Origin of the sequence: Micromonospora sp. AP08 (genome assembly GCF_008085935.1) — a bacterium.
Lineage (GTDB): Bacteria > Actinomycetota > Actinomycetes > Mycobacteriales > Micromonosporaceae > Micromonospora > Micromonospora chersina.
In genome coordinates this window covers 60,514-74,345 of the sequence record NZ_VSEZ01000015.1, presented here as the reverse complement: position 1 = coordinate 74,345, position 13,832 = coordinate 60,514, and the positions used below count along the sequence as shown (strand labels likewise).

General features: G+C 74.7%; 12 protein-coding genes. 3 read left to right on the top strand and 9 right to left on the bottom strand.

Features of this window, described 5'->3' with window-relative positions; all coding sequences use genetic code 11:
• Positions 1 to 51 precede the first annotated feature (51 nt).
• A complete protein-coding gene (lysS, locus tag FXF50_RS23070) occupies positions 52 to 1,560 on the bottom strand; it encodes a lysine--tRNA ligase (RefSeq protein WP_148430960.1) in 1,509 nt (502 codons plus the stop codon).
• Positions 1,561 to 1,651: 91 nt separating this feature from the next.
• Between lysS and FXF50_RS23065 the strand changes: the two genes are divergently transcribed.
• A complete protein-coding gene (locus FXF50_RS23065; RefSeq protein ID WP_148430959.1) occupies positions 1,652 to 2,446 on the top strand; it encodes a class I SAM-dependent methyltransferase in 795 nt (264 codons plus the stop codon).
• Between the two features lie 3 nt (positions 2,447 to 2,449).
• Here FXF50_RS23065 and FXF50_RS23060 read toward each other — a convergent pair whose 3' ends face one another.
• The 7 genes from FXF50_RS23060 to FXF50_RS23030 all read right to left on the bottom strand — a co-directional run bounded on the left by FXF50_RS23060 (position 2,450) and on the right by FXF50_RS23030 (position 9,244).
• Positions 2,450 to 3,208, bottom strand: coding sequence for a type III pantothenate kinase (locus tag FXF50_RS23060; RefSeq protein ID WP_091317088.1), 759 nt, complete (start codon positions 3,206 to 3,208; stop codon positions 2,450 to 2,452).
• A gap of 94 nt (positions 3,209 to 3,302) precedes the next feature.
• Positions 3,303 to 4,199: a carboxylating nicotinate-nucleotide diphosphorylase gene (gene nadC / locus FXF50_RS23055; RefSeq protein WP_148430958.1), complete on the bottom strand. Its 897-nt coding sequence runs from the start codon at positions 4,197 to 4,199 to the stop codon at positions 3,303 to 3,305.
• A complete protein-coding gene (locus FXF50_RS23050; RefSeq protein WP_148430957.1) occupies positions 4,196 to 5,881 on the bottom strand; it encodes an L-aspartate oxidase in 1,686 nt (561 codons plus the stop codon). Before FXF50_RS23050 ends, nadC begins: the two co-directional genes overlap by 4 nt.
• A 61-nt stretch (positions 5,882 to 5,942) precedes the next feature.
• Positions 5,943 to 6,836, bottom strand: a complete 894-nt coding sequence (locus FXF50_RS23045) for a septum formation family protein (RefSeq protein WP_148430956.1) — start codon at positions 6,834 to 6,836, stop codon at positions 5,943 to 5,945.
• Between the two features lie 96 nt (positions 6,837 to 6,932).
• Positions 6,933 to 7,361: an aspartate 1-decarboxylase gene (gene panD, locus FXF50_RS23040; protein ID WP_148430955.1), complete on the bottom strand. Its 429-nt coding sequence runs from the start codon at positions 7,359 to 7,361 to the stop codon at positions 6,933 to 6,935.
• 31 nt (positions 7,362 to 7,392) lie between these two features.
• Positions 7,393 to 8,241, bottom strand: coding sequence for a pantoate--beta-alanine ligase (gene panC / locus FXF50_RS23035; protein ID WP_148430954.1), 849 nt, complete (start codon positions 8,239 to 8,241; stop codon positions 7,393 to 7,395).
• A gap of 55 nt (positions 8,242 to 8,296) precedes the next feature.
• Positions 8,297 to 9,244, bottom strand: a complete 948-nt coding sequence (locus tag FXF50_RS23030) for a Rossmann-like and DUF2520 domain-containing protein (protein ID WP_148430953.1) — start codon at positions 9,242 to 9,244, stop codon at positions 8,297 to 8,299.
• Between the two features lie 224 nt (positions 9,245 to 9,468).
• Between FXF50_RS23030 and FXF50_RS23025 the strand changes: the two genes are divergently transcribed.
• Positions 9,469 to 10,515 carry an SAM-dependent methyltransferase gene (locus FXF50_RS23025; protein ID WP_148431012.1) on the top strand — a complete coding sequence of 349 codons (1,047 nt, stop codon included), beginning with the start codon at positions 9,469 to 9,471 and terminating at the stop codon, positions 10,513 to 10,515.
• The gene (locus FXF50_RS23020) at positions 10,512 to 11,681 is read left to right on the top strand and encodes an NADH-quinone oxidoreductase subunit D (protein WP_187399777.1); all 1,170 of its coding nucleotides are present in this window, start codon (positions 10,512 to 10,514) and stop codon (positions 11,679 to 11,681) included. Before FXF50_RS23025 ends, FXF50_RS23020 begins: the two co-directional genes overlap by 4 nt.
• A gap of 82 nt (positions 11,682 to 11,763) precedes the next feature.
• Here the strand turns inward: FXF50_RS23020 and FXF50_RS23015 are convergent, their stop codons facing one another.
• Complete coding sequence (locus FXF50_RS23015) at positions 11,764 to 13,710, bottom strand: hypothetical protein (RefSeq protein WP_148430951.1); 1,947 nt, start codon at positions 13,708 to 13,710, stop codon at positions 11,764 to 11,766.
• Positions 13,711 to 13,832 lie beyond the last annotated feature (122 nt).

Here is a 13,832-nt window from a genome sequence, read left to right as displayed (position 1 = left end):
GCTGCTTGCTCCGTCAATAGGATGCGGTAACGACCCGGAGAAGCTTCTGTGCTACTCGGGCCGGACCAACGGGAACAGGATGGTTTCCCGAATTCCCAGGCCGGTCAGCGCCATCAAGAGCCGGTCGATTCCCATTCCCATACCACCGGCCGGCGGCATTCCGTACTCCATCGCCCGGAGAAAGTCCTCGTCCAGTCGCATGGCCTCGTCGTCGCCGCGGGCCGCGAGCTGCGCCTGGGCCACCAGCCGCTCCCGCTGCACCACCGGGTCGACCAGCTCGGAGTACGCGGTGCCCAGCTCGAAACCGAGCACGTAGAGGTCCCACTTCTCGGCCAGGCCCGGCTCGCTGCGGTGCGCCCGGGTCAGCGGGCTGGTCTCCTCCGGGTAGTCGCAGACGAAGGTGGGCGCCTGGAGCGACGGGACCACCAACTCCTCGAACAACTCCTCGGCCAGCTTGCCCGGGCCCCACTTCGGGTCGACCGAGAGGCCGACCTTGTCCGCGTACTCGACCAGGCGTGACCTTTCGGTGCGGACGGTGACCTCCTCACCGAGCGCTTCGGAAAGAACACCGAACAGCGACACCGAGCGCCACTCGCCGCCCAGATCGAACTCGCGGCCGTCGGCGTGGGTGACCACCGTCGAGCCGGCGACCGCCAGAGCGGCCTGCTGCACCAGATTTCGGGTCAGCTCCGCCATGGTGTTGTAGTCGCCGTACGCCTGGTAGGTCTCGAGCATCGCGAACTCGGGCGAGTGCGAGGAGTCGATGCCCTCATTACGGAAGTTGCGGTTGATCTCGAAGACCCGGTCGACGCCACCGACGACCGCGCGCTTGAGAAACAGTTCCGGCGCGATTCGCAGATACAGATCGGTGTTCAACGCATTGCTGTGGGTCACGAATGGGCGCGCCGCCGCGCCACCGTGCAGCAACTGGAGCATCGGGGTCTCGACCTCGATGAAGTCCTGCGCGTGCAGGGTGTCCCGGAGGCTGCGCACCGCGGCGGCCCGGGTGCGGACCATCTGCCGGGCCTGCGGGCGGACCACCAGGTCCACGTAGCGCTGGCGGACCCGGGCCTCCTCGCTCAGCGGCTTGTGCGCCACCGGCAGCGGGCGCAGCGCCTTGGCCGTGACCGCCCACTCCTCGACCAGCACCGACAACTCGCCGCGCCGGCTGGTGATCACCTCGCCGGTCACCCCGACGTGGTCGCCCAGGTCGACCAGGCGCTTCCAGTCGTCCAGCCGCTCGGCGCCGACCCGGTCCAGGGAGAGCATCGCCTGGAGTTCGGTGCCGTCGCCGTCCCGCAGGGTGGCGAAGCAGAGCTTGCCGGTGTTGCGCACGAAGATCACCCGGCCGGTGACCGAGACCCGGTCGCCGGTGGCCGTGTCGGTGGGCAGGTCGGCGTACCGCTCGCGGATCTTCGCCAGGGTGGTGGTCCGCGGGAAGCCGACCGGGTACGGCTCGACGCCCTCGGCGAGCATCCGGTCCCGCTTCTCCCGGCGGACCTTCATCTGCTCCGGAAGGTCGTCGGCGGGGTCTACTGGCAGGGCGTTCTGCTCGGTCACGGCACGCTTCCTCAGACGGAGAATTCGGGCGGGGTCAGGCCCCGAGCGTACTCAAGGGCCCGCCGGGTCGTTACGGGATAACCTGCCCGCCATGACCGACCCCACTCAGGCACTCTCCTTCGGCGCCGCCGCCGCCGACTACGACCGGTTCCGCCCCCGCTATCCGCAGGAGGCGCTGCGCTGGGCGCTGGACGGGCTGGAAGTCCCGGCCCGGGTGGTGGACCTCGGCGCGGGCACCGGCATCCTCACCCGCGGGGTGCTCGCGCTGGGAGCTGACGACGGCTCCAGGTCGCGGCGCGGCGCCAGACGCGCCGAGCTGGAGTTGTCGCAAGTCGTACCCGTGGAGCCCGATCCGGGGATGCGGGCGCAACTGGCGGCCGCCACCCCGGGCACGACGGCCCTGGCCGGCAGCGCCGAGGCGGTGCCGCTGCCGGACGGGTCGGCCGACGCCGTGCTGGTCGGACAGGCCTACCACTGGTTCGACAAGGAGCCCGCGCACGCCGAGATCGCCCGCGTGCTGCGGCCGGGCGGCACGTTCGCGCCGATCTGGAACGTCCGGGACGAGCGGGTGACCTGGGTGGCGGAGCTGACCCGGATCGCCCACCTCGGCTACAACGCCGGCGACGTGACCGAGAAGTACGCCGACTTCGGGCCCGCCTTCACCCCGGTCGAGGTGGGCGAGTTCGCCCACACGACCACGCTGACCCCGGACGAGGTGGTCGGCATGCTGCACACCCGCTCGTACTGGCTGACCGCCACGCCGGCCGAGCAGGAGCGGATCGACGGTGAGCTGCGCGAACTCTTCGCCACCCACCCCGACCTGGCCGGCCGGGCCACGGTCGAGCTGCCCTACCGCACCCTGGTGCTGCGCTCCCGGCGGCGCTGAGGCTCAGGTGTTGCGCTCGTAGACCATCCGCAGGCCGATCAGGGTGATCATCGGCTCGTGGTGGGTGATGGTGCGGCACTCGCTGAGCACCAGCGAGGCCAGGCCGCCCGTGGCGATCACGGCCTTCACCTCGCCCAGCTCCTCGGTCATCCGCTCGACGATCCGGTCCACCTGGCCGGCGAAGCCGAAGTAGAGGCCGGCCTGGAGGCACTCGACGGTGTTCTTGCCGATCACCGAGCGGGGCCGGGTGGCCTCCACCTTGCGCAGCTGGGCGGCGCGGGCGGCGAGCGCGTCGAAGGAGATCTCGATGCCCGGCGCGAACGCGCCGCCGAGGAACTCGCCCCGGCCACTGATCACGTCGAAGTTGGTGGTGGTGCCGAAGTCCACCACGATGCACGGCCCGCCGTAGAGGGTGTACGCGGCCAGCGTGTTCACCACCCGGTCCGCGCCCACCTCCTTCGGATTGTCGATGGCGAGCTGCACGCCGGTGCGTACCCCGGGCTCGACGATCACGCTGGGCAGGTCGGCGTAGTAGCGGGCCAGCATGGTGCGCAGCGAGCGCAGCGCGGCCGGCACGGTCGAACAGGCGGCCACCCCAGTGATCTCCACGGCGTCACCGGCGAGCAGGCCCCGGAACATCAGACCCAGCTCGTCCGCGGTGGACCGGGCGTCGGTCTTGATCCGCCAGTTGTGCACCAGCTTGTCGCCGTCGAAGGTCGCCAGCACGGTGTTGGTGTTCCCGATGTCGATGCAGAGCAGCACAGCGGCAGCCTAGACGGCGCTCGCGCCGGCGGTGAAGCGCGAGGAGTGAGCCGGGGTTGCGAGCCCCGCAGTCGCGAACGAAGACCAGCTCATGTCATTCCTCGCGCAGATCCAGGGCGATGTCCAGGATCGGCGAGGAGTGGGTCAGCGCGCCGACGGAGAGGAAGTCGACGCCGGTCGCCCCGTACTCGGCGGCCACCGGCAGGGTGAGCCCGCCGGTCGCCTCCAGCTCCGCCCGGTCGCCCACCGCGGCGACCACCTCGCGCAGTTGCGCCGGGGTCATGTTGTCCAGCAGCAGGAAGTCGGCGCCGGCCTCGACCGCCTCCACCGCCTCGGCCAGGGTGTCCACCTCCACCTGCACGGGGACGTCCGGGAACGCCTCCCGGACCCGGCGGAAGGCCGCCCCGATCCCGCCCGCGGCGACCTTGTGGTTGTCCTTGATCATGGCGACGTCGTGCAGGCCCATCCGCTTGTTGGTGCCGCCGCCGGCGCGGACCGCGTACTTCTCCAGGGCCCGCAGGCCGGGGGTGGTCTTGCGGGTGTCGAGCACCATCGCCTTCGTGCCGGCCAGCGCGTCGGCCCAGGCCCGGGTGTGGGTGGCCACCCCGGACATCCGGGAGAGCAGGTTGAGCGCCGTCCGCTCGGCGGTGAGCAGCAGCCGGGTCGGGCCGGTCACCGTGGCCAGCACGTCGCCGCGCGCCACCCGCTGCCCGTCGTGGGCCACCAGCGACACCTCGACGGTACGGTCCGCCCCGGTCACCTCGCCCACCAGCTCGAACACGGCCGCGGCCACCGGCAGCCCGGCCACCACGCCGTCGGCGCGGGCGACCAGGTCGGCGGTGTCGTTCTGCACGTCCGGGATGGTGGCGACGCTCGTGACGTCGAGGAAGTCCGCGCCCAGGTCCTCGGTGAGCGCGTCGACGACCACCCGCCGGACCCGCTCCGGGTCCAGGCCCCCGGCCCGCAGCGCCCGCTCCGTCGACTCCCTCACTGTGCCTCCCAGCCTTCGGTCACGAAACCCTCCACCCCGACGCTGGCCACGAGGTGGCCGCGCCACCGCTCGTCGGCCGTCGGGAAGTCCTCCCGCCAGTGGCAGCCCCGGGTCTCCCGGCGGGCGTACGCGGCGGCCACCAGGGTCGACGCCACCGTGATCAGGTTCGTCGCCTCCCAGTCGGCGGTGCGCGGCACGCCCCGGGCCTGGCCCAGCTCGGTGAGGGTGGCGGCGGTGTCGGCGAGGGTCGGCGCCGACCGGAGCACCCCCGCGCCCCGGGTCATGGCCCGCTGGAGGGTGGGCGTGGCGCCCGCCGGCACCAGCCAGCCCTGGCCGCCCACCCAGGCGCCGGTCTCCGCGGGCTTCGCCTGCTCGGGCAGCCCGGCGGCGATGTCCTCGGCGATCCGGCGGGAGAAGACCAGCCCCTCCAGCAGAGAGTTGCTGGCCAGCCGGTTGGCGCCGTGCACGCCGGTGCAGGCGACCTCGCCGCAGGCGTACAGGCCCGGGATGGAGGTGCGGCCGCGCAGGTCGGTCCGGACGCCGCCGGAGGCGTAGTGGGCGGCCGGGGCGACCGGGATCAGGTCGGCGGCCGGGTCCACGCCGATGGCCAGGCAGGAGGCCACGATGGTGGGGAAGCGCCGGGCCAGGAAGTCGCCGCCCAGGTGCCGGGCGTCCAGCCAGACGTGGTCCGCGCCGGTGGCCAGCAGCACCCGGTGGATGCCCTTGGCCACCACGTCACGGGGCGCCAGCTCGGCCAGCTCGTGCTGGCCCACCATGAACCGCTTGCCGTCGCCGTCGACCAGGTGGGCGCCCTCGCCGCGCAGCGCCTCCGAGACCAGCGGCTGCTGGGCGAGGCCGGCGCCCGGCTCACCGGCCGGCACGATCAGCGCGGTGGGGTGGAACTGCACGAACTCCACGTCGGTGACCGCGGCGCCGGCGCGCAGCGCGAGCGCCACCCCGTCGCCCGTGGACACCGCCGGGTTGGTGGTGGCCGCGAAGATCTGCCCCATCCCGCCGGTTGCCAGCACCACGGCCCGGCCCAGGATGGCACCGACGCCGTCCTCGCTGCCCTCGCCGAGCACGTGCAGGGTGATCCCGCAGGCCGGACCGAGCCCGTCCGGCCCGTCGCCGGGGGCGCGCAGCAGGTCCAGCACCAGGGCGTGCTCGACCAGCCGGATCCACGGGTCCCGGCGGACCGCGGCGTGCAGCGCCCGCTGCACCTCGGCCCCGGTGGCGTCGCCGCCGGCGTGCACGATCCGGTCGGTCCGGTGGCCGCCCTCCCGGGTGAGCATCAGCGACCCGTCCGGGTTGCGGTCGAACTCCGCCCCGATCCGCATCAGCTCCCGAAGCCGGGTCGGGCCCTCCTCGACCAGCACCCGCACGGCCGCCGGGTCGCAGAGGCCCACGCCGGCCACCTCGGTGTCGTACGCGTGCGCGGCCGGCGTGTCCGCCGGGTCGAGCACGGCGGCGATGCCGCCCTGCGCCCAGCGGGTCGAGCCCTCGTCGATGTTGACCTTGGTGACCACGGTGACGTGCAGCCCCGCCTCGCGCAGGTGCAGCGCGGCGGTCAGCCCGGCGACCCCGGACCCGACGACGATCACGTCGGTGGTCTCCACCCAGCCGGGTGCGGGCGCGGCGAGCAGCCTCGGCAGGGCCGGCAGGTCGACGGTCGGAAGGTCCATGAGCACAGTCAACCCGAAGCCCCCTCACCCCGGGCGGCGGGGGCGGGACGAGTGGTTTCGGCTACCTCGTCCGGACCGGCAGGCCGGCCGGGCCGGCCCCCTTCAGCGAGGCGGTCACCGTGCGGTCGCTGAGCCAGAGGTAGCAGCGCACGCCCCGGTCACCGACCACCCACCGGCCGACGCCGGGCGGGCGGACCACCACGCCGCTGCGGAACCGCAGCGTCGGGTCGTCGGGCACGCCGGCGTACTTCGCCAGGACCGTGTTGCAGCCGGTGTAGAGGGGCGCCCAGTCGGCGGCCTTCTTCGGGTACGGGCGGTCCGGCGCCGCCCACACCCCCACGAACTCGGCGTCGTGCGCGGCACGGCAGTCGACCGGGGTGAGGGTCTGCACCCGGCGGGCGTCCCGGCCGGTGCGCTGGCAGCCCAGCCGCAGCGGGGACGGCCCCTTGAGCGCGTCGCGCAGGCTGCCCGTCCGGGTCACCACGGTCGCCGCCGCCTCGACCGTGGTGACCTCGGTCAGGTCGCAGCGGTACCAGCGGGAACCGGCCGCCCAGCCGGGGCCGGTGGGCAGCGCCACGGCCAGCCGCAGCCGGGCGGCGCGCCAGTTGTCGCCGACGTAGCCGCCGGCCCGGGTGTCGCACTCCGCGAAGGCGGTGCGCAGCTCGGCCGAGCCGAGCGCCGGCGGGGTCGCCGGCTCGCCGGTGAACGCCCCCACGTGCACCGTCTCCACCCGGTGCGGCAGGTCACAGCCGACCGGGTCGTAGCCGGACAGGCCCACGGTGGGGGTGAAGTCGGCGACCTGGCACACCCCGGCCGCCGGAGTGAACGGGCCGGCCGGCGGCAGGGCGCCCCAGTCGTCGGTGAGATCCCCGTCCAGCCCGCCCGACGAGGCACACCCGGCCAGCGCCAGGACCGCGACCAACGCGGCGGCGAGGCCCCGCATCGCACCGCCCATCGCGCCTCCCCCAGCCCGACGACCGTCGATCCCGACGGTCCGACCAGGGTAGCCGGAAATGACCTTCCGGTGACAGACCGTGCGTGCGGCCCGAGATCAGTTGAGGGCGGCGGCCAGCGGGTTGGGCACGGGGTCACCGGCGGTGCCGGGGGCGGCCGTCGTCGGGTCGGCGCTGAGGTCGACGACCTTGTTGTCGGCGTCGACGTGCACCACCCGCGGCTGGTACGCGCGCGCCTCGGCGTCGTCCATCTGACCGTACGAGATGAGGATGACCAGGTCACCGGGGTGCACGAGGTGCGCCGCGGCGCCGTTGATGCCGATCACGCCGCTGCCCCGCCGCCCCGGGATCACGTACGTCTCCAGCCGGGCGCCGTTGGTGATGTCGACGATCGCGACCTGCTCGCCGGGGATGAGGTCGGCGGCGTCGAGCAGATCCTCGTCCACGGTCACCGAGCCGACGTAGTGCAGGTCGGCCTGGGTCACCGTGGCCCGGTGGATCTTCGACTTGAGCATGGTCCGGAGCATCGGGGTGCCTTTCCGAAGGGATGTGGTGGGGTCAGGAACGCGGGGCGAGGTGGATCGCCGCGTTGTCGATGAGGCGGGTGGCCCCGACCCAGGCGGCGATCAGCAGCCGCGCCGCGCCGGAGACCGGGCCGGGCTCCAGGTCGGCGTCGGTGAGCACCAGGTAGTCGAGGCGGGCACCGGACGTACCCGAGTCGAAGCCCCGGTGGGCGGCGGCCAGCACCGCGCCGGCGTCCGCGCCCCGCTCGGCGGCCTCGGCGCCGGCCCGCAGCGCGGCGGACAGGCTCAGCGCGGCCGCCCGCTCGTCGGCCGACAGGTAGCGGTTACGGCTGGACAGGGCCAGGCCGTCCGGTTCGCGTACGGTCGGCACCCCGACGATCTCCGTCGGCACGTCCAGGTCGCGGACCATCCGCCGGACCAGGGTGAGCTGCTGGTAGTCCTTCTCGCCAAAGAAGGCCAGGTCGGGGCGGGTGAGCTGGAGCAGCTTCATGACCACGGTGAGCACCCCGTGGAAGAAGCCGGGGCGGCTCAGCCCCTCCAGGTCCTCGCCGAGCGGGCCCGGGTTCAGCCGCACGGTCGGCTGGCCCTCCGGGTACATGTCCGCCACGGCGGGGGCGAACACCACGTCCGCGCCGGCCCGCCGGCAGATCTCCAGGTCGGCGTCGAGGGTGCGCGGGTAGCGGTCGAAGTCCTCGTTCGGGCCGAACTGGAGCGGGTTCACGAAGATCGTCACGAGGACGTGGTCCGCCCGCTCCCGGGCCGCCCGCAGCAGGGTCTCGTGCCCCGAGTGCAGCGCGCCCATGGTCATCACCACGCCGACCGTGCCGGTCAGCGCGTCCCGGGCCGCCGCGAGCTCCTTGCGGGTGTGCACCAGCTCCGTCACAGCGCCTCCTCAGTTCGGGACTGCGGGGCTCGCAAAACCGGCTCACTCCTCGCCCTCACGCCCATACCTCCATCCCGTCCAGCACGTCCAGCAGCGGCGCCGCGTCGGCCGGCCGCAGCCGTCCGGCCGCGATCGCGCGGTCCGCCGTCCGTCGTGCCAACGCCAGGTAGGGGGGCACTGATTCCGGCGCGGTCGCCGCCAGGCGCTCCAGGTGCCGGCGTACGGTGCCCGCGTCGCCCCGCGACACCGGGCCGGTGAGCGCGTCGTCGCCGAGCCGCAGCGCGTTCTCCAGGGCGGCCCGCAGCAGCGGGGCGAGCACCTTCTCCGGCCGGTCCACCCCGGCGTCACGCAGCCGGTCGGCGGCCTCGTTGACCAGCGTCACCAGGTGGTTCGCGCCGTGCGCCAGCGCCGCGTGGTAGAGCGGCCGGTCGCCCTCCGCCACCCACTCCGGCACGCCGCCCAGGTCGGCCACCAGCCGCGCGGCGAAGGCGCGCAGCTCGGCCGGGGCGGTCACCCCGTAGGAGATGCCGGCGAGGCGGGTCAGGTCGTCCGGCGTACCGGTGAAGGTCATGGCCGGGTGCAGCGCGAGCGGCCGGGCGCCGGCGGCGGCCGCCGGGGCGAGGACGGCCAGCCCGTGCGCGCCGGAGGTGTGCGCGATCACCTGGCCGGGGCGCAGCGCGCCGGCCTCGGCCAGCCCGGCGACCACGCCGGCGAGGGCGTCGTCGGGGACCGCCACGATGAGCAGGTCGGTGGCGGCGCGCGCCACGGCCGCGGCGGAGCGGGTCGGGGTCTGCGGCAGCAGCAGCGCCATCCGGGCCCTGGCCGCACCGGAGGTGCCGGCGGCGGCGACCACCCGGTGGCCGGCGGCCGCGAGGGCCGCGCCGAGCACGGTGCCGACCCGGCCGGCGCCGATCACGCCGACCGTGAGGGTGCGGGGGAAGACGAGCGGGGCGTCGGCGGCCCGGTGCGGGGCGGCGGGACGCGAACGCAGCGGTGCGCTCATGGCAATCGATCCAGTCCTCGAAGGGGGTACCGGTCGATCGCAAGTATGCGCCGGGGCCACGGAGCCGAAACAAGCATGTGTGAAAACCTTCACCGACGGCGCGATGGGGCCGCTCCGGCGGCGCCGAACGGCCCCTTCTGGTACGCCGGCCCACCTCGTGGCGGCGCCAGCGTAGGGTCGGCACGGTGACGCCTCCTGAACGTCCGCTCCGCTGGCGCGAGGCGATGGCGACGGCCCTCTACGGTCCGGAGGGCTTCTTCGTCTCCGGCCCGGGGCCGGCCGCCCACTTCCGCACGAGCGTCCACGCCTCTCCGGTCTTCGCCTCCTGTCTCCTCCGCCTGCTGTCTTCCCTCGATGCTGCCCTCGGCCATCCCGCTCGGCTCGACGTGGTGGACGTCGGCGCCGGCCGGGGGGAGCTGTTGCGGTCGTTGTCGGTTGCCGTGGGGGCTCCGCTGGCCGGGCGGGTACGCCTCGTCGCGGTTGAGAAGGCACCCCGGCCGGACGACCTGCCGCCAGAGATCGAGTGGGTGGACGAGATCCCGCAGGGCGTCACGGGCCTGCTGGTGGCCACCGAGTGGCTCGACAACGTCCCGCTGGACGTCGCGGTGCACACCCCCGAGGGCTGGCGCTACCTGCTGGTCAACCCGGCGACGGGCGAGGAGTCGACGGGCAACCCGGTCACGCCCGAGGACGCCACCTGGCTGAACCAGTGGTGGCCCTCCCCCGCCCCCGACGCTTCGTTGATCAAGGAGTTTGCGTCGGAGATGGGCCCGGAGTCAGACGCAAACCTCTTGATCAACGGGGTGGAGGGGCGGGGCGAGATCGGGGGGAGCCGGGATGAGGCGTGGGCCGACGCCGTGGGGCACCTCGACCGTGGGCTTGCCCTGGCCGTGGACTACGGGCACCTGCGGGAGGATCGGCCGCTCGGCGGGAGCTTTACCGGGTATCGGGGTGGGCGTCAGGTTTCGCCGGTGCCGGACGGGTCGTGTGACGTGACGGCGCACGTGGCCATGGACTCGGTCGCCTCTGCCGGTGAGCGGGTCGCGCGGTGTGCGTACACCCTGGTCTCCCAGCGGGAGGGGCTGCGGGCGCTCGGGGCCGACGGCGGGCGACCGCCGCTGAGCCTGGCCTCCCGGGACCCGGCCGGCTACCTGCGGGCGCTGGCCGCCGCGTCGGCGGTGGCCGAGCTGACCGACCCGGCCGGCCTCGGCGGGCACTGGTGGCTGCTGCAACCGGTCGGCGTCGCCTTCGATCCGCTCATGGCACGATGACGGACATGACCACCGACGCCGGCGACCTCCGCGAACTGACCGTCGGCACCGGGGCCGGCGGGGAGCAGCTCGGCACCGACATGGTGCTCAACATCGGCCCCCAGCACCCGTCGACGCACGGCGTGCTCCGGCTCAAGCTGGTGCTCGACGGCGAGCGGGTGGTCTCCGCCGAGCCGATCGTCGGCTACATGCACCGGGGCGCGGAGAAGCTGTTCGAGGTCCGCGACTACCGGCAGATCATCGTGCTGGCCAACCGGCACGACTGGCTCTCCGCCTTCTCCAACGAGCTGGGCGTGGTGCTCGCCGTGGAACGGCTCATGGGCATGGAGGTGCCGGAGCGCGCGGTCTGGCTGCGGATGGCGCTCGCCGAGCTGAACCGGGTGCTCAACCACCTCATGTTCCTCGGCTCCTACCCGCTGGAGATCGGCGCCATCACGCCGGTGTTCTACGCGTTCCGCGAGCGCGAGACCATCCAGGCGGTCATGGAGGAGGTCTCCGGCGGCCGGATCCACTACATGTTCAACCGGGTGGGCGGGCTCAAGGAGGAGGTGCCGGCCGGCTGGACCGGGCGGGCCCGGGCGGCGATCGGCGAGGTCCGCCGGCGCATGCCCGACCTGGACAACCTGATCCGGCGCAACGAGATCTTCCTGGCCCGCACCGTCGGGGTCGGCGTGCTGTCGGCCGCCGACGCCGCCGCGTTCGGCGCCTCGGGGCCGGTCGCCCGGGCCTCCGGGCTCGACCTGGACCTGCGCCGGGACGAGCCCTACCTGGCGTACGACCAGCTCGACGTGCCGGTGGTCACCAGGACCGCCGGGGACTGCCACGCCCGTTTCGAGGTGCTGCTCGACCAGGTGTACGCCTCGCTCGACCTCGCCGAGCAGTGCCTGGACCGGGTGGACCGGCTCAGCGGGCCGGTGAACACCCGGCTGCCCAAGGTGGTCAAGGCGCCCGAGGGGCACACCTACGCCTGGACCGAGAACCCGCTCGGCATCAACGGCTACTACCTGGTGTCCCGGGGCGAGAAGACCCCGTGGCGGCTCAAGCTGCGCACCGCCTCGTACGCGAACGTGCAGGCGCTGGCGACCCTGCTCCCCGGCTGCCTCGTGCCGGACCTGATCGCCATCCTCGGCTCGATGTTCTTCGTGGTCGGCGACATCGACAAGTAGCGGGCACCGGCCGGCGGACCGGGTCGACGACGGGCCGCCGGTAGGCGGACCGGTCCACGCTAGGCCGCCGGCGGGCGGGCCGTCAGCGCCAGCGGTCGCTGCCGCGGGCGCCGCCGGCCCGGGGTGCGTCGTCGCGCGGCGGGTAGCCGTAGCGGGCCGGCTCCGGCTCGACCTGGCGCCACTCCGGCTGGCCGCTGCGCTGCGTCGGGGGCCGCCACTCGTCCGGCACCGGCACGCCCCCGGCCGGGAGCGCCGGTCGGCTCTCCTCGCCCCAGCCGCCGGCCGACTCCCCGGCACCGGCGCTGCCCCGGACGGACGCCCAGCGGTCCTCGATCCGGTACTCGGTGCCGCCGCCGTCGGCGTGCACCGCGGCCCGCCGCTCCCCGACCCGGATCTCCCGGCCGTGCTCGTCGTCGCGGACCGCGGCCCACCGGTTGCCGCTGCGCAGCTCGGACCAGTAGTCGCCGTCCGGGTCGTCGGCCCGGCCGGACTGCTCGGCCGGCGTCCAGGCGCGGGCGCCCGTTCCCGCCCGGCCCTCGGCGGCCCGCTCGCCGTACCCGCCCCGGTCGCCAGGGCCCGACCAGCCGGCGTGGCCGTCGCGGTCAGCCTGGCCGGCCCAGGCGCCCTGGCCGGTGCGGGCCGGCTCGTCGCGTCCGGCGGTCCAGTCCGCCTCCTCGCGTCCGCCGGACCCCGCCGGCCAGGACCGGTCGTCCGCCCGCCCGTCCTGGCCGGACCGCCAGGACCGGTCGTCCGCCGACTCCCCGGCCCAGCCGCGGTCGTCGTCCTCCCGCGCCGACCAGCCCCGGTCCTCGCCGGACGCCCGGCCGACACCCGCCCACGGGTGCTCGCCGCCCGGCGCACCGGACCAGGAGGCGTCGTCCCGGGGACCGGCCGACCCGGACCAGGAGCGCTCGCCGCCCTGGCCGGACACCGAACCGCCGGGCCGGGAGCCCTCGGCCGGACCGGACCAGCCGCCGCCGACCTGGGCGGACCAGGAGCGCTCGTCCCGACCGGGCCGGGCGCGATCGTCGTCGGAGTCCCGGTAACCGGCGCGGGGGCGCTCGTCGTCCGAGTCCCGGTAGCCGGCGCGGGGGCGGTCCTCCGGCTCCGCGCCGCTCCACGAGCGCTCCTCGGACGCCGGGGACCAGCGGCCGGCGTACCCGCCGTACCGGGTGCCTGCCGGGTCGGCGCCACCGTCCACGATGGTGTGCCGGGTGGTGACGTGCACGGTCTCGGTGTGGTGCACCACCCCGACCTGGCGGGGCTCCGGCCGGGCCTCCGGCTCCGGCCCGCGCGGCGCGCCGTAGACGCCGGTCTGTGCGCGGTCGCCGCCGTAGACCCCGGCCTGGGGGCGGTCGCCGCCGTAGACCCCGGCCTGGGGGCGGTCGCCGCCGTGGACGCCGGACTGCGGGCGGTCGCCGTAGACGCTGGACTGCGGGCGGTCGCTGTCGTGACCCGGGTGGTCGGCGGCGTGGTCGGTGCCGTACCGGGTGCCCGGCCGGCGGGCCGGCTCGTCCTCGTCCCGCACGGAGGGCCGCGGCGGCTCGGGGCGGGCGCGCCCCTCGTCGTACGGCTCGGCGGCCGGCACCCGGGCGCGGCCACCGGCCGGCTCGTCGGCGGGGGACGTGGCGATGCCCGCGGCGGCGGCGATACCGGCGGCCGCCGCGTCGAGCCGGCGGCGCATCGCCGTGACCGACTCCTGGGTCCGCTGGACCTGGTCGAGCGCCTGGTTGCCGCGCTGGGCGGCGGCCACGATCTCGCCGCGTAGCTCCCGGCGGAGCTGCTCGAGTTCCTCGCGAAGCTCGTCGGCGCCGGCCGCGCCACCGCCGCTCTCCGCGCGCAGGGCGATGGAGAGGCCGATCAGCACCACGGCCAGGATCGCCAGCACGGCGCCGAAGCGGAGCGGGCCGTTGCCGTCGGCGATCAGCAGGATGAGCGCCGCCAGTGGCGCGAGCGCCACGCCGATCCAGAACAGGACGGTCAGCAGCGCGGGACTGCGGTTTTCGGCGGGGGCGACCGAGGCGGGCATGGCTGAGCAGACTACCGAGAGTTGCCCCGGTAGGGAACGGGCCGAAAGCACCGATGTAAAGCCGGTGACCAGGACTTCCCGTCCGGCCACGGCGGCCTGCCCCGCCGGCGCCGGCGGGCCGG